The organism is Vibrio sp. AK197, from assembly GCF_053903115.1.
Map to the genome: position 1 here is coordinate 393,501 of NZ_CP096429.1, position 26,615 is coordinate 420,115.

General features: G+C 45.4%; 24 protein-coding genes. 10 read left to right on the forward strand and 14 right to left on the reverse strand.

What is annotated here, in order from left to right; genetic code table 11:
• The first annotated feature begins 16 nt into the window (after positions 1 to 16).
• Both M1D72_RS01845 and M1D72_RS01850 read left to right on the forward strand, forming a co-directional pair.
• A complete protein-coding gene (locus M1D72_RS01845) occupies positions 17 to 499 on the forward strand; it encodes a MarR family winged helix-turn-helix transcriptional regulator (RefSeq protein WP_390194946.1) in 483 nt (160 codons plus the stop codon).
• Between the two features lie 12 nt (positions 500 to 511).
• Positions 512 to 871 carry an MmcQ/YjbR family DNA-binding protein gene (locus M1D72_RS01850; protein ID WP_456295331.1) on the forward strand — a complete coding sequence of 120 codons (360 nt, stop codon included), beginning with the start codon at positions 512 to 514 and terminating at the stop codon, positions 869 to 871.
• Between the two features lie 71 nt (positions 872 to 942).
• Here the strand turns inward: M1D72_RS01850 and M1D72_RS01855 are convergent, their stop codons facing one another.
• Positions 943 to 1,857, reverse strand: a complete 915-nt coding sequence (locus M1D72_RS01855) for a chemotaxis protein (RefSeq protein WP_390194942.1) — start codon at positions 1,855 to 1,857, stop codon at positions 943 to 945.
• 237 nt (positions 1,858 to 2,094) lie between these two features.
• On the opposite strand from M1D72_RS01855, the gene ppiC reads away from it, so the two are divergent.
• Positions 2,095 to 2,373, forward strand: coding sequence for a peptidylprolyl isomerase PpiC (ppiC, locus tag M1D72_RS01860; RefSeq protein WP_390194940.1), 279 nt, complete (start codon positions 2,095 to 2,097; stop codon positions 2,371 to 2,373).
• Between the two features lie 59 nt (positions 2,374 to 2,432).
• Here the strand turns inward: ppiC and M1D72_RS01865 are convergent, their stop codons facing one another.
• Positions 2,433 to 3,119 (reverse strand): FadR/GntR family transcriptional regulator, encoded by a 687-nt coding sequence (locus M1D72_RS01865; protein ID WP_456295332.1) that lies wholly within the window; start codon positions 3,117 to 3,119, stop codon positions 2,433 to 2,435.
• A gap of 255 nt (positions 3,120 to 3,374) precedes the next feature.
• Here M1D72_RS01865 and M1D72_RS01870 point away from each other — a divergent pair, with 255 nt between their 5' ends.
• Entirely contained in the window at positions 3,375 to 4,511 is a 1,137-nt protein-coding gene (locus tag M1D72_RS01870) for an enolase C-terminal domain-like protein (protein ID WP_456295333.1), read from the forward strand.
• A 338-nt stretch (positions 4,512 to 4,849) separates the two neighbouring features.
• Here M1D72_RS01870 and M1D72_RS01875 read toward each other — a convergent pair whose 3' ends face one another.
• Both M1D72_RS01875 and M1D72_RS01880 read right to left on the reverse strand, forming a co-directional pair.
• A complete protein-coding gene (locus M1D72_RS01875; RefSeq protein ID WP_456295334.1) occupies positions 4,850 to 5,170 on the reverse strand; it encodes a DUF1840 domain-containing protein in 321 nt (106 codons plus the stop codon).
• Positions 5,171 to 5,362: 192 nt separating this feature from the next.
• Positions 5,363 to 6,403: a hypothetical protein gene (locus tag M1D72_RS01880; RefSeq protein WP_456295335.1), complete on the reverse strand. Its 1,041-nt coding sequence runs from the start codon at positions 6,401 to 6,403 to the stop codon at positions 5,363 to 5,365.
• A 492-nt stretch (positions 6,404 to 6,895) separates the two neighbouring features.
• Here M1D72_RS01880 and M1D72_RS01885 point away from each other — a divergent pair, with 492 nt between their 5' ends.
• Positions 6,896 to 7,816, forward strand: coding sequence for a polysaccharide lyase family 7 protein (locus M1D72_RS01885; RefSeq protein ID WP_456295336.1), 921 nt, complete (start codon positions 6,896 to 6,898; stop codon positions 7,814 to 7,816).
• Here M1D72_RS01885 and M1D72_RS01890 read toward each other — a convergent pair.
• The 3 genes from M1D72_RS01890 to M1D72_RS01900 form a co-directional block, all read right to left on the reverse strand.
• A complete protein-coding gene (locus M1D72_RS01890; RefSeq protein WP_456295337.1) occupies positions 7,798 to 8,112 on the reverse strand; it encodes a c-type cytochrome in 315 nt (104 codons plus the stop codon). The genes M1D72_RS01885 and M1D72_RS01890 overlap by 19 nt on opposite strands.
• 105 nt (positions 8,113 to 8,217) lie before the next feature.
• Positions 8,218 to 9,222, reverse strand: coding sequence for a low-specificity L-threonine aldolase (gene ltaE / locus M1D72_RS01895; protein WP_456295338.1), 1,005 nt, complete (start codon positions 9,220 to 9,222; stop codon positions 8,218 to 8,220).
• Positions 9,223 to 9,411: 189 nt separating this feature from the next.
• Positions 9,412 to 9,939, reverse strand: coding sequence for an NUDIX hydrolase (locus M1D72_RS01900; protein ID WP_456295339.1), 528 nt, complete (start codon positions 9,937 to 9,939; stop codon positions 9,412 to 9,414).
• 263 nt (positions 9,940 to 10,202) lie between these two features.
• On the opposite strand from M1D72_RS01900, the gene M1D72_RS01905 reads away from it, so the two are divergent.
• Both M1D72_RS01905 and viaA read left to right on the forward strand, forming a co-directional pair.
• Positions 10,203 to 11,852 carry an ATPase RavA domain-containing protein gene (locus tag M1D72_RS01905; protein ID WP_456295340.1) on the forward strand — a complete coding sequence of 550 codons (1,650 nt, stop codon included), beginning with the start codon at positions 10,203 to 10,205 and terminating at the stop codon, positions 11,850 to 11,852.
• A gap of 9 nt (positions 11,853 to 11,861) precedes the next feature.
• Positions 11,862 to 13,307 (forward strand): ATPase RavA stimulator ViaA, encoded by a 1,446-nt coding sequence (gene viaA, locus M1D72_RS01910; RefSeq protein ID WP_456295341.1) that lies wholly within the window; start codon positions 11,862 to 11,864, stop codon positions 13,305 to 13,307.
• Positions 13,308 to 13,424: 117 nt separating this feature from the next.
• Here the strand turns inward: viaA and uxuA are convergent, their stop codons facing one another.
• The 5 genes from uxuA to M1D72_RS01935 form a co-directional block, all read right to left on the reverse strand.
• Entirely contained in the window at positions 13,425 to 14,486 is a 1,062-nt protein-coding gene (uxuA, locus tag M1D72_RS01915; RefSeq protein ID WP_390194900.1) for a mannonate dehydratase, read from the reverse strand.
• A 16-nt stretch (positions 14,487 to 14,502) separates the two neighbouring features.
• Entirely contained in the window at positions 14,503 to 16,017 is a 1,515-nt protein-coding gene (locus tag M1D72_RS01920; RefSeq protein ID WP_456295342.1) for a mannitol dehydrogenase family protein, read from the reverse strand.
• Between the two features lie 81 nt (positions 16,018 to 16,098).
• A complete protein-coding gene (locus M1D72_RS01925) occupies positions 16,099 to 17,061 on the reverse strand; it encodes a TRAP transporter substrate-binding protein (RefSeq protein WP_456295343.1) in 963 nt (320 codons plus the stop codon).
• A gap of 21 nt (positions 17,062 to 17,082) precedes the next feature.
• Positions 17,083 to 18,375, reverse strand: coding sequence for a TRAP transporter large permease (locus tag M1D72_RS01930; protein ID WP_390195148.1), 1,293 nt, complete (start codon positions 18,373 to 18,375; stop codon positions 17,083 to 17,085).
• A 62-nt stretch (positions 18,376 to 18,437) separates the two neighbouring features.
• Positions 18,438 to 18,977, reverse strand: coding sequence for a TRAP transporter small permease (locus M1D72_RS01935; RefSeq protein WP_456295344.1), 540 nt, complete (start codon positions 18,975 to 18,977; stop codon positions 18,438 to 18,440).
• A gap of 420 nt (positions 18,978 to 19,397) precedes the next feature.
• Here M1D72_RS01935 and uxaC point away from each other — a divergent pair, with 420 nt between their 5' ends.
• From uxaC to M1D72_RS01950, 3 genes are all read left to right on the forward strand, one after another.
• On the forward strand, positions 19,398 to 20,801 hold the full coding sequence (uxaC, locus tag M1D72_RS01940; protein ID WP_456295345.1) for a glucuronate isomerase: 1,404 nt from the start codon (positions 19,398 to 19,400) through the stop codon (positions 20,799 to 20,801).
• A gap of 79 nt (positions 20,802 to 20,880) precedes the next feature.
• The gene (locus M1D72_RS01945) at positions 20,881 to 22,341 is read left to right on the forward strand and encodes a tagaturonate reductase (protein WP_456295346.1); all 1,461 of its coding nucleotides are present in this window, start codon (positions 20,881 to 20,883) and stop codon (positions 22,339 to 22,341) included.
• Positions 22,342 to 22,352: 11 nt separating this feature from the next.
• Positions 22,353 to 23,840 (forward strand): UxaA family hydrolase, encoded by a 1,488-nt coding sequence (locus tag M1D72_RS01950; RefSeq protein WP_390194887.1) that lies wholly within the window; start codon positions 22,353 to 22,355, stop codon positions 23,838 to 23,840.
• A gap of 62 nt (positions 23,841 to 23,902) precedes the next feature.
• Here the strand turns inward: M1D72_RS01950 and M1D72_RS01955 are convergent, their stop codons facing one another.
• Complete coding sequence (locus M1D72_RS01955) at positions 23,903 to 24,652, reverse strand: GntR family transcriptional regulator (RefSeq protein WP_390194884.1); 750 nt, start codon at positions 24,650 to 24,652, stop codon at positions 23,903 to 23,905.
• 205 nt (positions 24,653 to 24,857) lie between these two features.
• The gene (locus M1D72_RS01960; RefSeq protein WP_456295347.1) at positions 24,858 to 26,444 is read right to left on the reverse strand and encodes a BCCT family transporter; all 1,587 of its coding nucleotides are present in this window, start codon (positions 26,442 to 26,444) and stop codon (positions 24,858 to 24,860) included.
• Between the last annotated feature and the right edge of the window lie 171 nt (positions 26,445 to 26,615).

A 26,615-nucleotide genomic window follows, 5' to 3' on the forward strand; every position in this document is an offset into this window, starting at 1 on the left:
ATAATCAAGGAAATCAATGGACGCAATTGATCGCGTGATCAGCCAATGGGATAAGGAAATTCCACAGCTAGACACAGACAGTATGGCGCTAATGGGGCGCTTTATGAGAATCTACAAATACTTAGAAACTCAAGTTTCGGCGTTACATAAATCATATGGATTAACACAAGGTGAGTTCGATGTACTAGCAACGCTACGTCGCAGTGGTGGCGATTATCAACTGACTCCCTCTAAGCTGATGGATTCTATGATGCTAACGTCAGGCGCGATGACTAATCGCATCGATAAACTAGAGACGAAGAATCTGATCACACGTACACACAGTGAACAAGATCGTCGTAGTGTGGAAGTGAAACTGACAGAGCAAGGTTTGAGTCTCATTGATGAGCTGATTCACGTTCATGTGGAGACGCAAAATCAACTGACGCAAGGTTTGGCTCCTGAGCAGCTCAGAGAGTTGAATCAATTGATGAAACAATGGCTAAATCAATTTGAATAGCGAGAAGTTGACATGAGACACGATGAGTTAAGGCTTTTTTTAGACCAAATGCTTGGGGCTGAAGCGAGTGAGCCTTTTGGCCCTGAAGCCACCGTGTATAAAGTTAGAGCTAAAATGTTCGCTCTTCTGTCACGCCGCCATGGTCGGGATTATGTGACGCTCAAAGCGCAGCCTCATGATGGAGAAGTACTGACCGAGCAGTTTACTGACATTACTCCCGGATACCACATGAACAAAAGGCATTGGATCACGGTCTATTATAATGGTGATGTCGAAGATAGCTTGATTCAAGACTTGTGCGAGCAGTCCTATAAGCTGGTGGCAAGTAAGTTAACCAAAACTCAGCAGCGCGCGTTGGGGCTTATCCAATAAAGTGAGAAACAAAAAAGGAGCCGGTCGGCTCCTTTTCATCTGTGGGCTAATCGTCTTTGGGTATTAGCGCGTTAAGCGTGCGCTTCTTTCTCAATTTTGGCCGCGCCGCGTAGCATCGCCTCTATCAATTCCCCCGCATTAAACTTAGATAGCGCTTCGTGAGCACCTACTTGATGAGCTTGATCTAAGCACATCTCACTGGAGAGGGATGTATGCAAAATAATATAGGCGTTTTTGAGGTCTTGATCGTTTTGTACTTCGAATGACAATTCATAACCATCGAGCCCGGGCATTTCAATATCGCTGACCAGCAAATCGACTCGTCGACCCTGAGACGCTTGCGAACGCATCAGTTCGAGAGCATCCATCCCGTTATTACAGATCTGATGAGGCACATTGATGCTATCTAATGCTTCAGACAACTGACGACGTGCAATTGAAGAGTCATCTACAAGCAGAATATTCAGTGCTTTGAGGCGCTCACGCTCGACATCGGTTAGCATTGGAACTTTGGCTGATTCGTATTGAGGATAAATTTTCGAAAGCAATAATTCGACATCCAACATTTGGATGATTTCATTTTCATAACGTGTCACGCCAGTGACGAACACGTTGCTTCCAGCACTTTTGGGTGCCGATTCAATCTCTCGCCAGTTACATTCGATGATTTTCTCGATGGAACGTACCATAAAGGCCACCACAGTACGCAGGCAGTCAGTGACGATAAGATAACTGTCTTTATACTCTTCAGGCTGAATGGGACGAAAACCGATCGCGGCTGCCATATCAATCACAGGAACCGTGATACCACGAAACGTACAAGCACCAATCACATGGTGGTGTGAATAGGGAATTTGCGTGGTGGGCATGTAAGGTACAATTTCGCGTACCTTCAATGTACCGATAGCAAACTTTTGTTTTTGCATGTTTAAAGTGAAAATTAACATGCCCTGGGATTGGTTTGCTTTACTAGTGGTTTTTGCCATAGCGATAATTCTTTGACCTAAACTAATGAGTTAAATAGTAACGACTTGGTATTTATCTGCAAGAAAAAGCAGAGAATCTTTAAAGAAAATGCGTCCTCCTTGCAGGAAACAATAAATCCGATTCACCATTTTTATCTTACAGGTCAGTCCAGATGTCTTTACCTGTGCATTCGCAGATGAACCGGATTCGGAGTTGGGGTACAATCCGCGCCATACAAAACTGAGTTGAGAATGATCATGGCAAATACAGCAGCCGCATTACATATTTTGGTTAAGCATAAATCCCAAGCTGAAGACATCATTCAGCAGCTTAAGCGCGGCGCGAAATTTCAAACCCTGGCTAAGAAATATTCAACGTGTCCATCGGGTAAGAAAGGGGGCGACTTAGGAGAATTTCGTCGCGGTCAGATGGTGCCTCAATTTGATAAAGTCTGCTTCAATGGTGAAGTTCTAACGCCACATTTAGTCAAAACCAAATTTGGTTGGCATGTGGTCAAAGTGCTTTACCGCACGTAATAGTTATGTGTTCATCTGTGGATAATCTTTAATTTTCTTTACGAGCGACGGTGATTAGATTAACGATCGTTGAGCCTTGTGGTCAGTCGCTGTCGAGTGCTAGAAAGATGGAGCCTCATCGCTGCCCTTGCGGCCTCTGGATCCCGTTGTTCGATAGCATGACAAATTTGTTCGTGTTCCTTTAAAGCCTGTAACTTTCGAGACGCTGGGGTGATCTGCTCTTTTGCCATCAAGCTGCTGTCAATATATTTAAGTAGCCCAAGAAAGTGCGGGTTTTTGGAGGCAATCGCTATTGCATAGTGAAAGTTGAGATCCACTTGACGGGTATTTTTTTCTTCATCAACCAGGCGAACCATTTCATCCAGCGTAGCCTTAATTCGCGTTAGATCTTCATCAGTACGATATTTTGCTGCCATAAGTGCTGTTTCAGCTTCAATCGCAATACGCAAATCTAAGATATAGCCAAGCTCATCCGCCTCAGAGGCGCCAGAATGTTTCAACTGAAAAAGTTCAAGAGAGGGCTTTTGCATGACAAATGCGCCTTTACCTTGACGAGTCTCGATTAAGTTGTTGGCGCGTAAGTTAGCGATAACTTCTCGTATCACCGTTCGGCTAACGCCAAATCGTTCTATCAATTGATATTCTGTTGGTAGTTTATCGCCGGGCTTATAGGTCCCGTTATCGATATCGTTAACAATTTGCTGAACAACCTGTGTCGACAAACGGCCGTTTTTTGGGGGGCTCATTGGCTATCACTCCTCATAAATTCATCTTATAACTTGTAATACAAGTTAGGCGAGGGCGCAACCTTTCCACCCGGATAAAATGTGACTCACATCATGGCTTGTTATTATTTGCAATAAAATAATGAAAAACTTCGTTTTTATTCGATCTTTCCAGCATTTATACCACTTGTTATCTGTTACATTTTATTCATCAAGCAAATTAATCTTGTATTACAAGTTGGTTTTTTCTTTAGAAGAAAGTATATGAGGATAACAATGTTTCGTTACCAATTTGATGAAAAACTGAGCTTTCGTAAAGCCATTTACTATGAGTTTGACCCGATCTCCTTGCCTCGAGTTTTTCAAGATGGGACCGGTGGGCTTGGCAAGTTTGCGCCGGAGACAGGTTGTATAGAGCTTTACGACTCTGAGGGGTTTGTAGCCCATTACCTAGCCATTGACCGAACATTTATCAATACGATTTTGCCGCTGATTTTAACCGGTGAAACTCGCACCTTTAATGAGTGGCGTGAGTTTTTATATTGGAAAGTAAGAAATAGTGGCAGCCAAAGTGAAAAGGCCGTGTGTCTTGGCAAGATGGATACCTTGATGCTGGATTTACTCTCTCAGCGTAAAAATATGCCATTACACCGATTTCTAGGTGCCACGAAAGATTGGGCAAATGCGTATAAAGGTGGCGGTTCAATTTTACTTGAGGACTCAGAACTCGTTGATGACATGCAGCGTTATGTTAGCGAAGGGTATAAAACCGTTAAGTTTAAAGTTGGCAGTGCAGAGATGGAACGAGATCTGCGCCGTATTGATAAAGTTCGCGCCGCAGTTGGCCCTGATATTGAGATTGCTGTTGATGCGAACCAAAAATGGGATGTGGCAACGGCTGCGAAGTTTGCTGAATTAACAGAGCCTTATCATCTTGCTTGGTTGGAAGAGCCGATTCACGCCAATGATATGAATGGTATTCGTCAATTAAAAGAGACTGGGGTTAATGTTCCGATTGCGTTTGGTGAATCGATGCGTATTAGCTATGAGTTTGAAATATATGCCGAAAAGGGCGTTGATGTTTTACAACCTTCTGTTGGGCGAATGACACGAATTGATGACCTTATCGCCATACGTGACCTTGCCCGTGAAAAAGGGCTGAGGTTTATGTCGGGCGGGCGCGTTTACTTGTGCGCTTTATTTGGCACGTTATTCAATGATGATGAATTAATTGAGTTTCATGAACCGATTAGCCAACCTGTCAGTGACTATGCGTTAAATATTCCCCAAGAGCGTAATGGGAGATTCTATTTACCTGACGATATTCCTGGTAATCCTCAGCGCTTAAATCTAGAAAAACTCGAAAGAGAGGGCTTACTTAAATTAAAACAATATTTTTATTCTACTAGGTGAAAATAGTGTTTTTAGAATAGGTTTCGTTATCAGTCCACAAAAGCGTAGTCGGTGTTTATGCTAGGGTCCGTTACCTCAAACAACTAACGGAAGAACGCTTGATCAAAATTGGCATGAATAGCTTTCGCTCGTTTTGAGCTGCATTCTCATCATGAACGAGCTGCAGTGATAGTTTATGCTACATATATTAAAACCATCAGAATTAATTTTTATACCCTTTCTCTCAGCGGGTGAATAATGAAAAGGCAGCGTGCAACATGGGCTCGCTGCCTTTTTAGTTTGTCGGTGTTGAATGCTGAAGGCACAGTAGCGTCACGCCGAGTGGCACTACATGTGACTTATTCTTCCCACATCACATCATCTTCATTCTTTATCGCGGATTTAAGCAGCTCAATGAGTGGATAAGCACGGCGGTTAAGCCCAACACTGGGCTCAGTCTGCTCGTCGTCATCGCTGTTCTCATCGTTATTGGATGAGGACTCTTGGGCCGCTTGTTTCGCAAGTGAGGCCATCAATGAATCTAACGCGTTAGGTATGTCTTTTGCGGCAAGAGAGCCGGGGACTGTTTCGCTATGCCCCATCATCTTAATTAATTGAAGTGCAATATCACCAAACATGGTAACGCTAGAATAACTGTGGCAACGAAAGGTAACTAACATTGAGTGCTCCTGATGTAGGAATGGGGGGTTGTTATCGCCATCTTACGCAAAATTCGAAACAGAGCCCAATGACAATCATACTTCTGCTATTTTTCGAGTGCTGAGACAGTGGTTACAACCAAAGCTGGCTGGATTTATTCAAAGCCGCTTTTAAAGCGTAAAGCGGCTTCAGAGGGCTGGATGACAAACGATTTAATTAAACCAAGCGAGCTCCGTTTCGTTGGTAAACATGGTGTAGCTATCATCTCCGTAAGAGAGCGTCACTGCCTGAAAATCTTCAACATCAACGCGGCTTAAATAGAAGTCTTCCATGGTATTGGTAATATACAACGCTTGTTGTTCTGTCAGTTCTGACACTTGAAGATCGTCATAATCATCGCTAAAGCTAACGTCTAAGTTTGCGACGATGAGTCCCTCATCGGCACCATGATTATTGGCGAGTAACGATTGATCAAGGGTAATGTCATAGTTTCGCGTCGGGTAGTAGGCAGCGACAACCTCGAAATTGGTAAAGTCAACATCTTCCATATTTCGATATAGATACAGGTAATCAGTACCTTCACCGCCGTCGACATCTCGCGTTTGGCGACTGCTCGCTGCGGCCGAAATATCAAAGTAGAAGTGATCAGTACCATCGCCTAGGTCGATATCAAACTCTGTCCATTGTGAGCCACTGTCGGAACTGCGTTCATAGAGATCGACAGTATCTTCGCCCGCTCCAGTCTTGATCGAAAATAGGTTACTCCAACTGGCACTATTGCTGGTCACTGAAATCGAAATGTAGTTGTTCATATCGCTGACGGTGCCATCCTCATGGTGAAAGACTAACTCACTGGTATCGATGGTCGCGCGCTTGGCCGAGTCAATATCAACGTAGAGGTGATCAGCGCCAATGTCGGTGTGATCATCTAAGCGAATATTCACGTCAACGAACCCATCGATGATAATGTCATCAAGGTAGTTATAGGTGTCATAGTCAGTGCCTGATTCAATCGAAATCTCTTTGACCCCCTCGGCATTCCATTCAGCGAGATTTTCTACATAGAGCGTTTCTCCGCGCTGTGTGCCATAAAGATCCGCGTAAACGAGGTCATCGCTGTAATAGTATTCCCAGTAATAGTCATTGTTGTATTCACTGGGCTCTAAGGTAATGAGTTGCCCATTGTCTGGCGTTAAGTTGGCTGCAGAACCACTGCCGTTGGTGTTGCTAGAACCGATAATAATGCTACTCATGATGGTTTCCTTGAAAGTTGTAATGAGTCGATGGAATAACGAAATGGTCGAAGAATTCGTACGGAGCGCGATTGAAATTTACACAGGGAGCTAAAAATGGATGCACATAATAAAGCCTCTCGCGGTCAACAAGCTTCTATCGATAATAAAGAAGCTCGATGTGCGTTTAAGGTTTTTGCTGCCAATTTAGTTCTTTTCTCAACCTAGGTGGAATATCAACCAAGGTATGACCGATTGAGAGTGGTAATGAGATTGAAGAGGGTGAACAAGTGAGGGCTGCATGGATTTTGAAGACGACAATTCTCATCCTTAAGTATGGTTTAGTTGGGGCAAGGCCAATGAGGTAGAGCGTTTAAGTGGAACAAAAAATTAACCCATGTCACGGCTTCGTGACAAAATCGTCAAGCGGATTCAGATTTTTGTGAGAACTAGCATTCCTTGGCTTTTGAGTGTGCGATATTGGTGTTTTCGCTGGCTAGGTCACCAATTTCTATGAAGAAACACGTTCATGTCAAACTCAAATACTTTGCAATTGGGCTACTGCTCAATGTGGCTTTCGCCCATGCAGGTGACATTTCGCTCAATCAGTGGGCGATTACCTTGCCGGTGGATGATGATCGTTCCGGTAAAGCGGATATGATTAAAGAGTATGACTTGGCTAAAGGGTTTGAGTATCCGCCTTATTTTGTCAAACAGCCTGATGGAAGTTTGATATTTCGCTCGCCAGTAAGCGGGGCGAGAACGACAAACACAACCTACACACGCTCAGAACTGCGCAGCATGTTACGCTGTGGCAATAAACACATCAAAACACAGGGTGTGACACTGAATAATTGGGTTTTCTCATCGGCCCCCAAAGAGGACATACAGCAAGCTGGGGGCGTAGATGGTCGGTTAGAGGCGACGTTAGCGGTGAACCATGTCACGACCACCGGAAAACGCAAGCAAGTTGGACGAGTGGTCATTGGGCAAATTCATGCAACCCACAGTGAGCCGATTCGAGTCCATTATCGTAAACTACCCAATCACCAACGAGGTTCGCTGTATCTAGCTCACGAAAATACTCGTGGTCACACGCGTTGGTTTGATGTAGTTGGAAGTCGAAAAGATCATGCGCCGGAGCCAAAAGATGGTATCGCGCTGAATGAAACGTTTAGTTATAAGATCATCGTTGAAGGCAATCTATTGACGTTTCAATTGCTAAGAGAAGGCAAAGCGCCACGAGAGCAAACAATCGATATGACGGATAGTGGGTACGATAGAGGTGGGGAGTATATGTACTTTAAAGCTGGCGTGTATAACTTAAATAAGTCGGGTGATGCGCAAGGCTATACACAAGCCACTTTTAGTCAGATTAGTACCCATTATGCGCAGCGCCGACCGGCTGATGCTTGTCAATCACTGGCCGACTGATTAGCGTAAAAGGCAGCCACATCTTTAAGATCTTGATCGCTTAATTTACTGAGTTGGGCTTGCATCATTTTGGCAAATTGCGATTCACGCTGACCTTGTTGGTAAGCCTTCATTGCTCGATAAAGATACTCGGCATTTTGCCCTGCTAAATTGGGGTATTGGGCATCGACGGCGTGGCCGTTTTTACCGTGGCAGAAAACACAACTTGGCGACTTAATTTTTCCTTGCTCGGGGTTGCCCTGAGCAAACGTCGGCAAAGCAAGTACACACAGCAGTAAAGTGAAGAAGTAACGCATGTTGGCTCCTGACGCGTATCAACTAAGTCGCAAGAGCATAAAGCTTCCCCTTAGGGGAAGCTCAATGTGGTAAGATCAAGTTTTAATTCAATAGCAACCAAAAGGTTAAATCAGAGTCGCTATTTTGGTAAGAAACAGCTCAATGTCATCATTTGAGATGTCTTTATGCGTGACTAAACGCAGTGGGTTACTTGGCGAAATGGTGATATCAGCGTCACTCAGTGCTTTTGCAATAAAGTGAACATCGATATTCTCTGCTAATTTTACGAAGACGATGTTGGTTTGGACAAAGTCCGGATTGACGTTGAACCCTGGCAATTCAGCAAGGCCTTCTGCGAGACGCTTGGCGTTGCGGTGATCCGCTTCTAACGCCATGACTTGTTCCGTGAGGGCAAGCTTCCCTGCGGCCGCCAAAATCCCTGCCTGGCGCATCGCACCACCGACCATCTTTCTGAGACGACGTGCTTTTTGAATATAATCGGCCGAGCCAAGTAGCAAAGAACCAATTGGCGCCGCAAGCCCTTTCGATAAGCAGACCGTCATCGAATCAAAGTATTGGGCTATCTCCCGAATATCGACATTAAGTGCTATCGCCGCATTGTAAACGCGCGCACCATCGAGGTGTAAAGACAGCCCGTGTTGATTGGTAAATTCACGTGCTTGCGCCATATAGTGAAGGGGCAGCACTTTGCCATTAATGGTGTTTTCTAAGCTCAACAATTTGGTGCGAGCAAAGTGAAAATCATTGGGCTTGATCGCCGCCGCTAGCTTATCAAAATCAAGCGTACCGTCAGGGTTATTTTCAATAGGTTGAGGTTGGATTGAACCTAATACCGCCGCGCCACCGGCTTCAAACATATAGTTGTGTGCCTGTTGGCCGCACAGGTATTCATCACCACGCTCACAATGTGCCATCAGACCAAGCAAATTGGCTTGGGTGCCCGAAGAGGTAAACAGTGCGGCTTCAAAGCCGTGTCTTTCCGCTGCCCATTGCTCAAGTTCATTGACGGTCGGGTCATCACCGTAGACATCGTCTCCAACAATGGCATTAGCCATTGCGTCACGCATTGCTTGAGTGGGTTGGGTTACGGTATCAGAACGAAAATCCATGTAGTTCTCCTCGGGTTGTGATTGCTGACTTTGCTGGTGCAATTGCTTTTAGTATTAAGAATGTTTTTAGTATTAATAATGTTATTTGCGTGGCACGAATGCCACTTTTGAGTGTTCTGGCTAACTGGCGCGGAACACGAGGACGCCTAAGACCATGTAATGGTTAGATAAGTATTATCGATGGCTGTGTCAGATATAACCGCACAAGCGCGCTTTACCTAAACAGGCAATGGTTTTCGTGTCACTGATCTCACCATCAATGATTTTTTGTTCTAGCTCTTCAACACTGAGTGTGAGCACTTCGATCACCTCATCGTCATCACACTGGCGCTGGTTACTCAGGGCTAAATCGTTGGCGACAAACAAATGTTGGATTTCATCACAAAAGCCGGCAAGTGGGGTGACCTGTCCCAATGAAGTAAATCGGCCAGCCTGATACCCGGTTTCTTCCTCGAGTTCACGCTGGGCACAAACTTCGGGCGTTTCGTTTTCCTCAATCGTTCCTGCGGGCAATTCAAGTAACCATTTTTTGAGTGATGGACGATATTGATTGATGAGAAGAATGTCGCCGCTTTGAGTAATAGGCAGAATCACTGCAGCGCCGGGATGAACGATAGTGGTATGCGTGATATTTTGACCATTTGGAAGTTCAACGTGTTCTTCGACTAACGAGATCCGTTTCCAACTGTGAATGGTTTTAGAGCTTAATATATTCATTAATATTCGATAACTGACGTGTTCTATCTCTACCTTAGCGATTTACTCAGGTAATGGAAAGCATCATAAGTGAGTTTATGAATAACTCGGTTAACCGTAATAGAAATGTATGATTTCATTTGTGAAAACATAGATTGCTGTACGCCGTGTTAAACTACACCTTCTGGCAGGTGGTGTTTTCTGATAGAAAATCACTTGTAACAAAATAATAACAACTGTATAAACGGTTTTAAATACGCTATCGCCTTCTTAGGAGCGCATTCATGATGAATCCAAACCCCGCCTCCCATTCGCAAAAAGCGTTGCTCTCTGAACGCATCAATAAGCTGGCTCGAGCTTTAGCTGACGGGGTTTATGAACGTGAAGACACCATTAAACTGTGTTTGCTTGCTGCGTTGGCTGGCGAGAGCGTGTTTTTGCTTGGCCCGCCCGGTATCGCTAAAAGTCTTATCGCAAAACGCTTGATTCAAGCGTTTGATAACTCGTCCTATTTTGAATACTTAATGACGCGATTCTCAACGCCAGAAGAGGTGTTTGGACCATTAAGTATTCAAGAGCTCAAAGATAATGGTCGCTATGTACGCCTAACGGATGGCTACTTACCGACTGCGCAAGTGGTCTTTTTAGATGAAATCTGGAAAGCGGGACCGGCGATTCTCAATACGCTGCTCACCGTGGTTAACGAAAAAACCTTCAAAAATGGCAGTGAGATAGAACGTGTTCCGATGCGTCTGTTGGTATCGGCGTCAAACGAATTACCGGATGAGGACAGCGGCTTAGAGGCATTGTATGACCGTATGCTGGTACGTGTTTTCGTGAATCGAATTCAGAATAAGCAAAACTTTAAATCCATGCTAACGGTCGGAACCAATGAAGAGGCGAAGATCCCTGAAGGATTGGCGATCACCGACCAAGAGTATCGCAGCTGGCAACAGCAGCTAGACACGCTGCGTCTTGGTGACAACGTGTTTGAGAAGCTGTTCGAACTCAAAACCATGTTGGAAGAGGCCGAAAAGCAAGCGGGTCATGTGGATATGTATGTCTCTGACCGCCGATGGAAAAAAGCGGTCAAACTGTTAAAAGCGAGTGCTTTCTTCAATGGCCGTGATGAAATCAATCCGCTGGATTTATTACTGCTTCAAGACTGTTTGTGGAATAGCCCTGAATCGCGCGATGTGGTGAGAGATGTGATTCGCCGCTTTGCACTCGAGCGAGCATTTGACCAGCAAGATGTGGAGCGCCAAATTATCCTCTGTCGTGAAGAGATGGAGGATGTGCAACTTGCGCTTGATGAACACTATGCCATGACGCTCTCCACCGAGACCAGCAATGGAATATTGAAAAAGCAGGTGACTCACTATGATTTGTCTGCGGCGAAAAGTTATCAAGTGGGCACCGCAAGCGGTTTGCTGAAATTGGTGCTGCTGCAAAGTAATATGTCTGTGTCTGAATCGGAAAAAGGAGATAGCCGCTGGATATATGTGGCGAAAAATGAGCTTGAACGAGTGATTCGTGAAGGCCACGGTGATGCTTATGGTTACGTGAACCAAAATACCAGCATGTGTCGTTTGCATTTTGATACCGATTCGTCAGGTCGCCTCGTGGTGAAAGATATTGCTAATCGCGCGGTACTGCTGGCTTTGGTCACGCATCAAGGGCTGGATACTGATTTGTACCAAAAATGGTTAGACAAAGCGCAGCAGGCCACTTATCAACTTAGCGAGGCTGAGCATCAGATTCGTCATGTGCGTCATCAATTCCACGCGGCATTACCCCATAACTTCATTGATGCAGATATGCCGTTGGCCATGGAGTCCAGTTTACAGACACTCCAAACCACATTAGATTCTGTCAAAACTGAATCGGAACGCGCCTTGTTTCGTTTTAAGAATTTGACGCAATTTTTCTCCTGAGGAAGGTTTATGCTCGGTGCAGATGGTTTAAATCTGGCTTTGATGATTGCGGATTCAGGGATCATTGACTCTGCGGTTAATGACTTAATGGCGCGGTCGCAAGTGATGATGATGGCTGAAAATCGCGGTATGCGAGCGTCGGTTAAGAATCACCTAGCGAAATGGCGTGGCAATGTCAAAAACCGCATAACCCGAGTGTGTGAAACAGAACGCTTTCAGCATGAATTAGGGCTGTATCAACAGGTGATTTACTGGGATGAAGCGACCTTCTTCAAACAAATTCCCGACATCATCAAACAGCTTGAGTGGCATTCAGCGTTTTACATGCAGGCTCGCCGCTTACTGGAGCGAAACAAAGGGGTGAATAACCCAATGTTTCCTCATTATTTTTGTGACCAGTGGTATCAAAGCTTATCCGAAGCGATCCGCCAAGCTCAGCTTAATGAGCTTGAGTCAAACAAAGAGAAAGTGTTACGCGACCTCTATCAACGCATGGAAACTATGAAAACCATGGACAAAGTCACCGAAAATGGCGATGAAACCAGTGTTGGTCGGTTGTGGGATATGGCGTCAGCCAAGCTGAGCAAAGGCGACGTTGCGGTGATGAAAAAACACGCCAGTTTTCTGCAAAAGCACAAAACGGTGCAGGAGATTGCTGAGCAGTTAGGGCGAATGGCAAGTGATGTGAATGACCCTGACCTCAACCGAGCACCGAATGAAGCGTTGCAAATGGTGGAAGAAAAGTCGGACCACGCCACTGACGATATTGTGGGTGTGCATGAGAACGATGATCTTAATAAGCTTCTGCCAAACGAGACCATGTTTTTAGCTTATCCTGAGCTGGAAGTGGTGTTTTACAAACACCTTGTAGACAAACGTTTAATGAACTATCGCATGCAAGGCAAGTCTCGGACACTGCGTAAAGTCAAATCCTACGAGCCTGAGCATAAGCAAGCCGATATTGAAAAAGGGCCGTTCATTTTATGCGTTGACGCATCAGGTTCGATGAGTGGCTTCCCAGAGCAGTGCGCGAAAGCAATGGCTTATGCGTTAATGCAAATCGCATTGGCCGGCGACCGAGACTGCTATGTGATGCTGTTTTCAACCGAGCAGATTACCTATGAGCTAACACGCCAAGACGGCTTGCGTGAAGCCAGTGATTTTCTCTCTTATCGATTTCATGGCGGGACAGAACTTGAGCCGGCACTCAAGCGTGCGATTGACGTAATGCAGAGCGATCGCTATCGCAATGCCGATTTAGTCGTCCTCTCGGACTTTATTGCACCTAAGCAATCAGAGGAAATGGAACAGGCTGTGAGTGCGTTGAAAAGGGCCAGTAATCGTTTTCACGCGATCAGTTTGTCGAAATACGGTAATCCACAGTTAATGTCGATGTTTGATCACTGTTGGTCGTATCATCCTAATTTGGTCGGGCGCTTAATGAAAAAATGGTAACTCTCAGAGTTACCATTTTTTTGAGTGAGATTCCCCATCCTTGGGAACACACCGTCCCTAACGCAGGCGAGTGACGAATGGTTAAGTTATGGGCTCGCTTACGTGTGATGCTCGATATTACTGATGGTTTAGGTTATCCCACACCCCCAGTATGTACATGATGCCCAGAGCGCGGTCATACAAGCCATAACCTGGGCGCGCCCATTTTTCTTCACCCCAGATATGACGGCCATGGTCAGGTCGTACATAGCCTTGATAGTTATGTTTGTGGAGTGTTTTTATCACATTCACCGTATCGACCGAACCGTCACATGCACGGTGTGAAGTTTCGATAAAATCACCATTGTCATAACGTTTAACGTTACGAATGTGCATAAAGTGGATACGGTCGTGGTACTCATCAATAATGCTTGGAATGTCATTGTTGGCAGAACCTAGTGACCCAGTGCACAAGCTCAAGCCGTTGGCTGGGCTAGTATTCAGATTTAAAAAGCGACCGATGTTTTCTTTGTTGATGATAATGCGTGGCAGACCAAAAATAGGAAACGCCGGATCATCAGGGTGAATGCCCATTTTAATGTTGCATTCTTCGCACACGGGGATCACTTGGTCTAGGAAATATTGCAAGTTTTCCCACAAGCGCTCAGCGGTAAAACCTTCATACTGCTTAAACGTCTCTTTGAGTTTGTCTAAACGTTCGGGCTCCCAGCCTGGCATGGTGACATCAACGTTTTTAGACAGTGTTTCGATAAGCTCGGTAGGGTCAATGTTTTCGATTTTGCTTTTCTCAAAAAATAGCGCATTCGACCCGTCTTCGGTTTCTTTGTAGAGACTCGTGCGTGTCCAGTCAAAGACCGGCATAAAGTTATAACACACCACTTTCACGCCGACTTTCGCAAGGCGACGCAGGGTTTCTTTGTAGTTTTCGATGTACTTGTCGCGGCTTGGTAAGCCGAGCTTTATGTCTTCGTGCACATTGACACTTTCAACCACATCGATATTAAAGCCCGCCGCTTCGATGGTTTGTTTCTCTTTGAGAATGCGCTCTTCGCTCCAAAGCTCGCCTGCAGGCATGTCGTGAAGTGACCATACGATCCCTTCAACGCCTGGAATTTGTTTGATGTGACCGAGGGTAACTTGGTCATTGCCCTCGCCATACCAGCGAAATGTCATTTTCATTTGTACGGAGTCCTACTTAATCGTCAGCCAGTGAATCACTGGGTGACGCGGGGTGGTTACTGCGAAGCAATTGCTCAATGCTGGCTTTTGCTCCGTGTTTTATTATGTGTTCAAGTGCTTCTGTGAGCTGCTGTTTCACTTCAGGCTTTGCGGCAAGTTGTGCTGGGAAAACGTTATCCATTGCTAAAAACTGCTCAACAACCTGGGCGTAATTGTTGCCAGCGCTGTGCCAAATGTCAGCAAATTGCTCTGCCAGTGGATCTTGCACATCAATGGCTTGTCCTTGCTCATCTTGACCACTGGTGTAACGAATCCATGCCGCTAAAGTGAGATAGATACCAGGTGTTGAATACTGCTGAACAATGGCAAAAGCGAGGGTTTGCAGCATACGCTGAGGAATCTTTTGTGACCCATCCATGGCAATTTGCCAAGTCCGATGCTGTAAGCCACGGTTTTGGTAGCGCTCGATAAGCTGGTCTTTGTAATGGTCAAGATCCACTTCTTTGATACGAATCGAAGGCGTAATTTCGACATCCATTAAATAGCGAATAAAGGTGTGGAAGTCAGAATCATGAATCGTGTCGGCAACGGTTTGATACCCCGCTAAATAGCCAAGGTAAGCCATCGCCGAGTGCGTGCCATTGAGCAGACGTAATTTCATTTCCTCAAACGGCACCACGTTGTGGGTGATTTGAATATTGTCTATCGAGGTCGCTTCCCACTGGGGGCGACCATTAACGAATTTATCTTCGATGACCCATTGCAGGAAGGGTTCGGTCATCACACAGCCCTGATCGGTCACGCTCAGTGTCTGCTCAATTCTTGCGACATCAGCGTCTGTTGTACGCGGCACGATGCGATCGACCATGGTGCATGGGAAAGTCACGTTGGCTTTGATCCACTGATGGAGGTCATCATCAAACGCTTTGGCAAATTGAAGCACCACTTTCTCGAGTACCTGACCGTTTTCAGGCAGGTTGTCACAACTCATCGGAGTGAAGGGCGCGATGCCTTGCTGTTTACGTTGGTTGAGCGCAGAAACGATAAAACCAATCGCCGATTGAGGCGCATCGAGGTGGATCAAGTCGTGCTGAATTAATGGATGAGCTAAGTCAAGATCGCCCGTTGATGGCTGGTGGCAGTAGCCTTTTTCTGTGACGGTTAAACTGACGATTTTCACCTTCTCGCGGCACATGTAGTCGAGAATTTCACGGGTTTGCTTAACCGTAAGAATTTCTTTGATGGCACCAATCACTTGAATTGATAAGTCATCGTTATAACCCACACCGACGGAATATAGGTTATCTTGCGGCGCCAGTTGTGCTTCTACACCGCTGCGTCCCCAACTCACTCCAACGATTTTCCAATCGCCGCCATGCTCACGCATAACGGTATCGGTGATCAAAGCTTGATGAGCACGATGAAATGCGCCAAAACCCAAGTGAACAATACCAACATCGGCATTTAGGCTTTGCGCTGAAGGCTTGATGTGCGCATTTGCGCTTTCAAGAGTCGAGAGATTCAGTCTCATGTATACATCCGAAGGCTAGAGAGTTATCAGTCACAATAAGATGAGAAGCGCCTGTGTTCGGCACTTCTCATCGCTCAAGGGTTACATTCCTTGAATTTGATCAAGCATAGGAACCAGATCAGGATTTTCTTTACGGAATTTTTCGTACACGGGTTTCACGGCTTCTTGGAACTGCGCGATGTCACTGTCCACGAAGCTGACGTTGTAGCCTTTCAGTTCTTTGATTGACTTATCAACGTAGTTTTTCCAGTTGGTTTCTTGTTGTTTCACGGTTTCTTTCGCAACGTCACGGATGATGCTGCGTTGCTCGTCGGTGAGAGAATCCCAAACGCTAGCAGATACAACCAGTACATCCGGTACCATGGTGTGCTTATCGTAAGAGTAGACTTTCTTCACTTCGTAGTGACGAGATGAGAAGTAAGACGGGATGTTGTTTTCCGCGCCATCAACCACGCCTTGTTGCAATGCTGAGTAGAGCTCACCGTAAGGCAGTGGTACTGGGGTTGCGCCAAGTGCTTTGATGGTGTCGATGGCAAGAGCAGAGTTTTGAACACGGATCTTCAACCCTTTCAAATCTTCAGGGGTTTTGATTGCTTTGTCGGTGTAGAAACTACGTGCACCGGCATCCAAAAATGCAAGACCGACGAAACCTGAGTCATGAGAAGACTCAAGGATTTCTTGACCGATAGGACCTTCGAGTACTTCGTTGTATTGGTCACGATCTTTGTATAGGTATGGTAATGACAACAGTTTGTAGTCTGGTGCGAATGCAGTCAGAGGCGCCGCACTAACTTTGGTAAACGCGATGGTGCCGTTTTGAACCATTTGCAGCAAGTTAGTTTCGTTACCCAGTGTACCGTTTGGATACACTTTAACGCGCAACTTGGCTTTCGCTTTTACTTGGTTCGCAAACCAGTCTAGAGATGCGTGAACGGGATGCTCAGTAGGCAGTGCGTGTGCCAGTTTCAACGTGGCAGCGTATACGTTGCCCGCTGCCATGGTAGAGACAGCGCATGCTAACAGCAGTTTGTTCATTTTTTTCATTATCATGTCCTTTGTAGGGTTTTAATATTTATAGCCAGCCAATCCAGGTAGCCATAAAGAAAGTGCAGGGAACAGGGTGACCAGTAATAAGGTCAACACCATGATCACAAACAGAGGCAGTAGTTTCGGTACTACTTGGCCAAGTTTGGTATCTGATACACTACAACCAACGAATAGGGCAGTACCGACGGGTGGTGTACAAATACCGATGCAGAGGTTGAACACTAAGATGATGCCAAAGTGAACCGGGTCAATACCGAGCTGGGTGGCAATCGGTAGGAAAATCGGAGTAAAAATGAGTACCGCAGGCGTCATGTCCATAAAGGTACCCACTACCAACAGAATCACATTCATAAGTAGAATGACCATGATTGGGTTGGTGGACGTTTCCATCACGAAATCAGAAATGAAAGTTGGAATGTCGGCGTTGGCCATGGCCCAAGACATGGCTGAAGACGTTGCCACCATCAGCAGTACAATTGATGTTGTTACCACGCTTTCGATCAGCACTGGGAACATGTCTTTCATCTTAAGTTCACGGTACAGCACGCCAAGAAGTAGGGCATAGACCACCGCGATTGCAGAGGCTTCGGTTGCTGTGAACACGCCCGCCAAAATACCGCCCATGATGATAACGACAAGACTTAAACTTGGCAGCGCATCTAAAACCACTTTGCTGGCTTTTTCTTTAAATACGATTTTTTCAGTTGGAATGTTGTAGCGTTTACCAAGCAGAAAAATACCGATCATGATGCCAAGTCCCATCAAAATGCCGGGAATGTAGCCTGCAATAAAGAGGTATTGCACTGATGTGCTACTGACCAAGGCAAACAGAATCAGAATGTTTGATGGCGGAATGAGCAAGCCTGATGGACAAGACGCCACGTTGACGGCAGTTGAGAAGTCCATTGGGTATTTATGTTTCTTCTGCAGCGGTTTCATGATACCGCCTACCGCCGCGGCGGATGCCGCAGCCGACCCCGACAACGAGCCAAACAGCATGTTGGCCATCACGTTAACATGAGATAACGAACCGGGTAGGCGGCCACCAAAGAGCATGGCAAAGTTGATAAGTCGCGTTGCCAAGCCACCGCGGTTCATTAAGTTACCCGCCACAATGAAGAATGGCAGAGCCAGCAAGCCGAAGTTATCGAGGCCATTGGCGAGTTTTTGAGAAATTAAAATGGTGGCTTTATCGATTGGGAAATCGATAAAGACGGTTAGCATTGCAGCGATACCAATCGAGAATGCGATAGGCACACCAACCAATAACAAGACACCTAAAACACCGAACAGCACAAGTACTGGAAACATGTCGTAAAATGCGTCGGGCGCATTAAGCAAGAAGTCTTGCGAAAATAAAAGATCCATTAATGTCATGACAGACTACCTTCTGCGGGAATTTCAACTTCTTTTTTTTTGAGTTCGAATGCGGCGGTGATGATATCCACCAAGCCGAAATAACTGATCAACGATCCTGCGATTGGAACCACAAGATAGACATACCCAATCAGCAAGTGATGACCAAATATAATGATCCCAGGTGATATCTGACCATGATTTAAGGTGCTCGATACGAGAACGTACCCACCGTAAATGAAGGCGACAGAAGAAAAGATGACGATGATGGCGTTGATGACCATACCGAGAATAAGTTGGCCTCGTCGTTGGAGTTTGGGGGCTAAAAGTTCGAGTGCGAGGTGGCGCTTAATGGCAAACGTGTAAGCACCGCCGAGAATCCCTATCCACATAAGTAGATAGCGAGATAATTCATCAGTAAAGTTTGAAGGGGCTTGAAGAACAAAACGTGTAAAGACCTGCCAAACGACAGCTGCGATCATCACCACCATAAATAGGGTCAGTGTGTAGCAAAGTACTTTGTTCACACCTTCGTTAATTGTCTTAATGGTCGACATTGTATCCATCTCTTTGTTAATACTGGTTCCAGCAAGGTTGCTTCTCACAGAGAGCTCAAGTGCCTGGAAGTGTTGAGCCGTTATCCATTAATCCGTCGTTAATCTTCCACATTGATGGTGGAGGGCAGGTTCTATTATTGTTATCCCTTACCGTTTAGACACGATGGAGAGTGTTTATTCCCCTTTATGCTAAAATTGGTATGACATAAAAACTAAGTGGTAGATCAAATTTGTTGCTATTCATTTAATCAATATAAAAAACTTTGAACTCACTGACATTTTTAGTTCAAATCTGCTTTAAATGGCCATTTTAGATCATGAAATAGCCATTAATTGAGCAATTGATGACAGGCTCATATTTACTTCTTAAATTTTTGGTGTAATTATTTTTCAAATTGGTATAACAACTAGAGAAGTGATATGAGTGCTTTCCTTTCCCAAGATTTCCTATTACATAACGAGCTTGCCAAACGTCTTTATCATGAGGTTGCTGCGGATCTGCCGATCATCGACTATCACTGCCATTTGCCTCCTCAGCAAGTCTCAGACGACTACCAATTCACTAACTTAACCGACATATGGCTGCGTGGAGACCATTACAAATGGCGCGCGATGCGCAGTAATGGCGTTGAAGAACGTTTTTGCACTGGTGATGCGAGTGATAAAGAAAAATTTCTCGCTTTCGCACGTACTGTGCCTTTTACCATCGGTAACCCTATTTATCACTGGACGCATCTTGAATTGCGCCGTCCGTTTGGTATCACTGACATCAATCTGAATGAAACCAACGCTGAACGCGTGTGGGATCAATGCAATGAAATGCTGGCTTCTCCCGAATTCAGCGCTCGAGCGATTATGCAGAAGATGAATGTGGAAATGGTCGGTACGACCGATGATCCCATCGACAATTTAGCTGAGCATCGCTTGGTGGCGGAGGATGCGAATTTTGACGTCAAGATGTTGCCAAGTTGGCGTCCTGATAAGGCATTTAATATTCATTTGGATACTTTCAAAGCTTATATCGAACAACTCAGTGACGTTTCTAACGTTGATATAAGCCGCTTTGGGGATTTGACTCAAGCACTCGAACAACGGTTGCAGCATTTTGCTGATCACGGCTGCTGTATTGCAGACCACGCACTGGATACGGTTGAGTATGCAGAGGCAAGCGAGGCGGAATTGGATCGCATTCTGGCTAAGCGTCTTGCGGGCGAGCCTGTCAATACGATAGAAGCCGCGCAGTTTAAAACGGCGGTACTGGTTTATCTTGGTCGTCAATACGCTAAACGTGGTTGGGTGCAGCAATATCACATTGGCGCTTTACGCAACAACAACCAGCGTATGTTTGATATTTTGGGGCCGGATACTGGGTTTGACTCAATCAATGACGGACTCGTCGCAGCGCCGCTGGCCAACTTAATGAGTGCGTTGGATAAAACAGACGAACTGCCAAAAACCATTCTTTACTGTTTGAACCCACGTGATAACGAAGTGATTGCGACCATGTGTGGCAACTTCCAAGGTGGGGGTGTTGCGGGCAAAATTCAGTTTGGCTCTGGCTGGTGGTTTAACGACCAAAAAGATGGCATGGAACGTCAAATGACGCAATTGGCTCAATTGGGATTGCTCAGCCGTTTTGTGGGGATGTTGACCGATAGCCGAAGCTTCCTGTCGTACACGCGTCATGAATATTTCCGCCGTATTCTGTGCCAAATGCTTGGTCATTGGGTCGAGCAAGGTGAAGCGCCTGCGGACTTTGAGCTCCTAAGCCGAATGGTCTCTGATATTTGCTATCACAACGCAAAACGTTACTTCAGCCTTTAATGACCGACGCGTTTGCGTCTTAAGCCCTTAATTCGTGAGCCGCCTTTTTACGGTGGTTCACCGTTTGTAGGTAATCACCATGAAACAACTATCCCGTGATGCTTTTACTGGCCCACAATATCCAACAAAAATTATTCAATTTGGCGAAGGTAACTTTCTGCGTGCATTCGTTGATTGGCAAATTGACCACCTTAACCAACACACCGATTTTAATGCAGGTGTGGCCATTGTACGCCCTATTGCTAGTGACTTTCCGCCGAGTTTGAATACTCAGCAAGGGTTGTATACCACGTTTATTCGTGGTTTGAATGAACAAGGTCAAGAAGTCAATCAGTCAAAAATTATCTATTCAATCAATCAAGAGATTGCTGCGTATGGTGAGTTTGATCAAGTGATTGAGCTAGCCAAAAATCCCGATGTGCGCTTTATGTTTTCAAATACAACGGAAGCGGGCATCGCTTATGTCGCCAGCGATAAGCTTGACGATATGCCGCCAAGCAGTTTTCCGGCTAAATTAACGCGCTTATTGTGGGAACGCTTCGTGGCGTTTGATGGCGATGCTGATAAAGGATGGGTACTGTTACCGTGCGAGCTGATCGATTATAACGGCGATGCCCTGAAAGACATTGTGCTGCGTTATGCCAATGATTGGCAATTGCCACCGGAATTTGTTCAGTGGCTAGAAGATGCCAACACTTTCTGTTCAACATTGGTTGACCGTATTGTGACTGGATACCCAAAAGAGGAAAGTGAAACGCTTGAAGCGAGCGTCGGCTATAAAGACACCTTTATGGTTGCGGCTGAAAATTTTTACTTATTCGTGATTCAAGGCCCTCAGTGGTTACACAACGCGTTATGTTTGGATCAGCTGACCAGCGACAATGCGCTGAACATTAAAGTTGTTGACGACATCAAACCTTATAAAGAGCGTAAAGTCGCGATTCTTAATGGTGCGCATACTGCAATGGTACCTGTCGCGTTTCAAGCTGGAATCGATACCGTGGGGGAATCGATGCAAGATGAGCAAATCGCCCATTATCTACAAAACGTGATCTATGAAGAGATCATTCCGACGCTCTCCCTACCGCAAGATGAACTGGCGAGTTTTGCCAAAGATGTGGAGTACCGCTTTAAAAACCCATTTATTAAGCATGCGCTGTTGTCCATTTCTCTCAACAGTATGACCAAGTTCAAAACGCGCATTTTGCCTCAACTGATTGGTTATCAACAGCAACGTCAGCAATTACCGCGTTACTTGACGTTCGCGTTAGCCGCTTTGATCACCTTTTATCGTGGTGAGCGTGACTCAGGCGCGTATCCACTGGCTGATGATCAGCCGTGGATTGATTTTTTCGCGGAGCATTGGCCACAGGTGAACCAAGGTTCGTTGTCACTTGAGACGCTGGTGAGAGGCGTTCTTGAGCAAAATGACCATTGGGGCATGTCGTTAACGTCAGTGCCGGGCTTGTTAGACAAAGTGGTTATCGATGCCAGTAATATTTGCCAACTGGGTATGCGTGAAGCGTTAGCGCGTTGTTGAGGGAGATTACGATGAACTCAATTTTCCAAATTAATCCGCAAGACAATGTCGCTGTTGCGCTGGGTGATCTTGCTGCTGGGCAGTCGGTGTCTGTCGGCAAGTACCATTTTGAACTTGCCGAAGCAGTACCACAGGCGCATAAAGTGGCGCTGTATGACTTAAATGAGGGTGACATCGTCACTAAGTACGGCGCGCCAATTGGTCATATGACGCAGGCAGTGAAGCAGGGCGAACGCGTGTTTGACGGGAACATCAAAACCAATCTTGGTGATGTGAATGATTACCGCTACCTTCCTGAATTTGAACAGGTAGAGACCGCATTAGCGGATAAACCAGTGCAAATCTACCGCCGTGCCAATGGTCAAATAGGCATCCGTAATGAGCTGTGGATTATTCCGACCGTCGGTTGCGTCAATGCGATGGCGAAGATGATGGCCCGTCAGTTAGAGCAGGAGGTGGATCTTTCTGATATCGATGGTGTGCACATTTTTACTCATCAGTATGGTTGTTCGCAGCTAGGTGATGATCATTACAACACACGTTTATTGCTGCAAAATTTAGTTCGTCACCCTAATGCTGGAGCCGTTCTTGTGGTGGGACTTGGGTGTGAAAATAACCAAGTGAACGCTTTTAAAGACACGCTTACAGATTACGATGCAGACCGAGTTTCATTCATGATATGCCAACATCATGACGATGAAGTGGAATTTGGGGTAGAAATGCTCAAAGCACTGCACAGTAAAATGCAGCAAGATCATCGTCAACCAGGCCTATTAAGTGAAGTCAATTTTGGTTTGGAGTGTGGGGGATCAGATGGATTTTCAGGCATCACCGCCAACCCGATGTTAGGCGCGTTTTCTGATTATGTGATTACTCATGGTGGAACGTCGGTATTGACGGAAGTCCCGGAAATGTTCGGTGCTGAGCAACTATTGATGAATCGCTGTGTGAGCAGTGAGAAGTTCGAACAAACGGTATCTATGATCAATGACTTTAAGCGTTACTATATCGACCACAACCAACCCATCTATGAAAACCCATCACCAGGCAACAAAGCTGGGGGGATTTCAACGTTGGAAGAGAAATCGCTCGGTTGTACGCAGAAAGCGGGGCAGAGCAAAGTGATGGATGTGCTGCGCTACGGCGAGCGCATTACCCAGCGCGGGTTAAATTTGTTGAGTGCTCCGGGTAATGATGCGATTGCCACTTCGGCGTTGGCTTCTTGTGGTTGCCACATGGTTTTATTTACAACCGGACGTGGCACGCCTTACGGCGGACCAGTGCCCACCATGAAAATCGCAACCAATTCTCAGTTAGCAGAACGCAAAAAGCATTGGATTGATTTCAACGCAGGGAAGTTGGTGGAAGGCATGACGATGCCAGAGTTATTAAGTGATTTTGTTGAGGTGGTTGCGGCTCATGTCAGTGGGGAACCCACCTGTAATGAGCGCAATGATTTCAGGGAAATTGCGGTATTCAAAAGTGGGGTTACATTATAAGTGTGTCTCATCATAAAAAAGCGCCGATTGGCGCTTTTTTTGTGTGGCAACAACTATTCTGATTATGGGTGTTCGACCAATGGGCTGTCTGCAAATAGGAAGCGGTCATAGTCATCGCTGGATGCGTTGAATAGCATTTGTTTCGTATTTTCAATGTGCATCCAGGCAGCATGTTTGGCTGCTTTACTGTCACCTTTGATTAACGCTTGAACGATAAGGTCGTGTTCGCTGCACCAGCTGCTGATTTGATTATCGGCAATGTGCTCGTGAAGTTTTTTCCAATAAGGGTTATTTTCTCGGTTCTTACACAGCATTTCTGCGATGTGCACGATGGCCGAGTTTTGAGTACAACGTGCAAGCTGAATATGGAACTGCTGATCCCAATGAGAATCTCGCGAGTAATCATCGTCTTTCGCGTTTTCTTGGATTTTCATTAGCTCAACCAAATCTTTTTTGGTGGCTTGAATCGCGGCGAATTCAGCGATGCTGCTTTCAAACAACTGCCGAGCTTGTAGCAGTTCAAACGGCCCACAGGTTTTTATGAATTCATCATAAGGACTCAAGATCTCGCTACTTTTATCGCTATTACCACTTTGGCTAATCACGCGAATTCCAGAGCCTTTACGAACTTCAACAAAGCCTTCGACTTCCAGCATGATCATCGCTTCACGAATAACAGTACGGCTAACGTCCATCTGTTCAGAGATCACGCGCTCTGCAGGCAGCATGTCACCGACAGCGTATTGACCACTTTGTATCTGCTGCTTATATTGCGCCGCAATTTTTTGATAAAGTTTTTCGTTCGCTTCCATTATCGCAATCATTCGTAATGTGTTATACCAAAATTTAGTATACCACTTTATATGAGAAATAAATATTAGGCTATGAGCCTGTATTTATGGGTTTTCGAAATGCGTTGCAATATTTTTGAACCATATTCACTTTTATATAAGTTATTATACAACTAAAAAAGGCCAGCAAATTTGCTGGCCTTTTGTGTATGGTAAGTGGTGATGTTTACTTCACATACAAGTGCTGTTCTGTTCTCAGGCCTTTAATCAAGCTAACACACATTAACAGCAGTACGAAGTTAAAAGGTAGCGCTGTGGCAACCACACCCGACTGTAACGCTTGTAAGGCTTCAGTACCGCCAATCCACAGCATCATCGCGGCGATAGCCCCCTCAATAGATGCCCAGAAAATACGCTGAGGCACTGGTGCATCCACTTTACCGCCGGCAGTAATGCTATCGATAACCAATGAACCTGAGTCTGATGATGTGATAAAGAAAATCAGAATCAGAACAATCGAAACCACTGAAATAACATGTCCAAATGGCAGCTGATCGTAGACTTGGAACAGCGTTAGCGAAATGTCTGTTAGGCCGTTTGCTCCCAATTCACCGACATTGTTGATGACTTGATCAAGGGCGATCCCACCAAAGATACCCATCCAAATGATGGTCATTAAGGTTGGTACAAACACAACAGCAAACAAGAATTCACGAACGGTGCGGCCTTTTGATACACGAGCGATAAACATACCGACAAATGGTGACCATGAAATCCACCAAGCCCAGTAGAAGACCGTCCAACCGTGCATCCAAGTTTCATCTTCTCGACCGTGAGGGTTACTAAGACCGATGATGTTTTCAACGTAATCGAGCAAAGTTTGCGGTACCGCAGTGACTGCAATATCAAAACAGACAATGGTGATAAAGACCAGCAGCAAAAATGCAAACACCATATTGATGTTACTCAGTAGCTTGACACCACCATCAATACCACGAATGACTGAACCAATCGCAATCAGAGTAACAAAAACAATCACTCCCATCTGCATGCCAAAACCACCATCAGTACCAAACACATAGTTAATACCACTGGTGGCTTGCTGAGCACCAAGACCAAGCGAGGTTGCGAGACCAAATAGGGTCGCAAGTACTGCCATGATGTCAATGATGTGACCTAACCAACCCCAAGCTCTATCACCAAAAATGGGATAAAATACGGAGCGAATTGATAAAGGCAAGCCTTTGTTAAATGCAAAGAATGCGAGTGCAAGAGCGACGATGGCATAAATAGCCCAGCCATGAATACCCCAGTGGAAAATCGTAGCGCCCATAGCAAGCGAACGCGCTTCCGGTGTCATTGGTTCCACATTCAATGGCGTGCCCCACCAGTCGGTGAAGTAAGCGGTCGGTTCCGCAACGCCCCAAAACAGTAGACCAATACCCATACCTGCGGCAAAAAGCATTGCGAGCCACGAGCCACGCGAGTGATCCGGCGCGGCATCTTTACCACCGAGGCGTATCTTGCCAAGTGGTGACACCATAACCGCAAAGGTAAATAACACAAAAAGGTTTGCTGACCACATAAAGAACGCATCAAAGTCTTCAATGATGCCGTTCTTGACGGAATTTAATGCCTCTTTTGCAACACTGGGATCAATAAAAAGGAGGGAGCCTAAAAAGAGCAAAATAAGTCCAGCACTAATACCAAAAACAGGGTTGTGGACATCAAATCCCCATTTTTGAACGTTATCCTGACCCACCTGATAATCGGTGGTTTCGATACTGTATTTGTTTAATACATCTTCTTCCATAACAATGTCTTTATGTTTAGTTCTCTATGCTTTTTAGAAGTAGGAAAGCACGTTAATCCTGAAAAATTGGGCAGTAATAGTTAGGGTTCTAAATTTATTTTTTAGGATATTAACAATGTTTTTATCAATTTTGCAAGGTTTAATGTGTTTTTGGTTAATGTTTGGTCTGTT

Excerpts from the sequence above, each read along its gene's own strand:
- M1D72_RS01900 (WP_456295339.1), bottom strand. The coding sequence starts at position 9,939 with ATGAATATATTAAGCTCTAAAACCATTCACAGTTGGAAACGGATCTCG.
- M1D72_RS01875 (WP_456295334.1), bottom strand. The coding sequence starts at position 5,170 with ATGTTAGTTACCTTTCGTTGCCACAGTTATTCTAGCGTTACCATGTTT.
- uxuA (WP_390194900.1), bottom strand. The coding sequence starts at position 14,486 with ATGAAAATGACATTTCGCTGGTATGGCGAGGGCAATGACCAAGTTACC.
- M1D72_RS01845 (WP_390194946.1), top strand. The coding sequence starts at position 17 with ATGGACGCAATTGATCGCGTGATCAGCCAATGGGATAAGGAAATTCCA.
- M1D72_RS01855 (WP_390194942.1), bottom strand. The coding sequence starts at position 1,857 with ATGGCAAAAACCACTAGTAAAGCAAACCAATCCCAGGGCATGTTAATT.
- M1D72_RS01960 (WP_456295347.1), bottom strand. The coding sequence starts at position 26,444 with ATGGAAGAAGATGTATTAAACAAATACAGTATCGAAACCACCGATTAT.
- ppiC (WP_390194940.1), top strand. The coding sequence starts at position 2,095 with ATGGCAAATACAGCAGCCGCATTACATATTTTGGTTAAGCATAAATCC.
- M1D72_RS01950 (WP_390194887.1), top strand. The coding sequence starts at position 22,353 with ATGAACTCAATTTTCCAAATTAATCCGCAAGACAATGTCGCTGTTGCG.
- M1D72_RS01865 (WP_456295332.1), bottom strand. The coding sequence starts at position 3,119 with ATGAGCCCCCCAAAAAACGGCCGTTTGTCGACACAGGTTGTTCAGCAA.
- M1D72_RS01955 (WP_390194884.1), bottom strand. The coding sequence starts at position 24,652 with ATGGAAGCGAACGAAAAACTTTATCAAAAAATTGCGGCGCAATATAAG.
- M1D72_RS01870 (WP_456295333.1), top strand. The coding sequence starts at position 3,375 with ATGTTTCGTTACCAATTTGATGAAAAACTGAGCTTTCGTAAAGCCATT.
- uxaC (WP_456295345.1), top strand. The coding sequence starts at position 19,398 with ATGAGTGCTTTCCTTTCCCAAGATTTCCTATTACATAACGAGCTTGCC.
- M1D72_RS01880 (WP_456295335.1), bottom strand. The coding sequence starts at position 6,403 with ATGAGTAGCATTATTATCGGTTCTAGCAACACCAACGGCAGTGGTTCT.
- M1D72_RS01920 (WP_456295342.1), bottom strand. The coding sequence starts at position 16,017 with ATGAGACTGAATCTCTCGACTCTTGAAAGCGCAAATGCGCACATCAAG.
- M1D72_RS01885 (WP_456295336.1), top strand. The coding sequence starts at position 6,896 with ATGAAGAAACACGTTCATGTCAAACTCAAATACTTTGCAATTGGGCTA.
- M1D72_RS01925 (WP_456295343.1), bottom strand. The coding sequence starts at position 17,061 with ATGAAAAAAATGAACAAACTGCTGTTAGCATGCGCTGTCTCTACCATG.
- M1D72_RS01850 (WP_456295331.1), top strand. The coding sequence starts at position 512 with ATGAGACACGATGAGTTAAGGCTTTTTTTAGACCAAATGCTTGGGGCT.
- M1D72_RS01935 (WP_456295344.1), bottom strand. The coding sequence starts at position 18,977 with ATGTCGACCATTAAGACAATTAACGAAGGTGTGAACAAAGTACTTTGC.
- M1D72_RS01890 (WP_456295337.1), bottom strand. The coding sequence starts at position 8,112 with ATGCGTTACTTCTTCACTTTACTGCTGTGTGTACTTGCTTTGCCGACG.
- M1D72_RS01930 (WP_390195148.1), bottom strand. The coding sequence starts at position 18,375 with ATGTTTCCAGTACTTGTGCTGTTCGGTGTTTTAGGTGTCTTGTTATTG.
- viaA (WP_456295341.1), top strand. The coding sequence starts at position 11,862 with ATGCTCGGTGCAGATGGTTTAAATCTGGCTTTGATGATTGCGGATTCA.
- M1D72_RS01905 (WP_456295340.1), top strand. The coding sequence starts at position 10,203 with ATGATGAATCCAAACCCCGCCTCCCATTCGCAAAAAGCGTTGCTCTCT.
- ltaE (WP_456295338.1), bottom strand. The coding sequence starts at position 9,222 with ATGGATTTTCGTTCTGATACCGTAACCCAACCCACTCAAGCAATGCGT.
- M1D72_RS01945 (WP_456295346.1), top strand. The coding sequence starts at position 20,881 with ATGAAACAACTATCCCGTGATGCTTTTACTGGCCCACAATATCCAACA.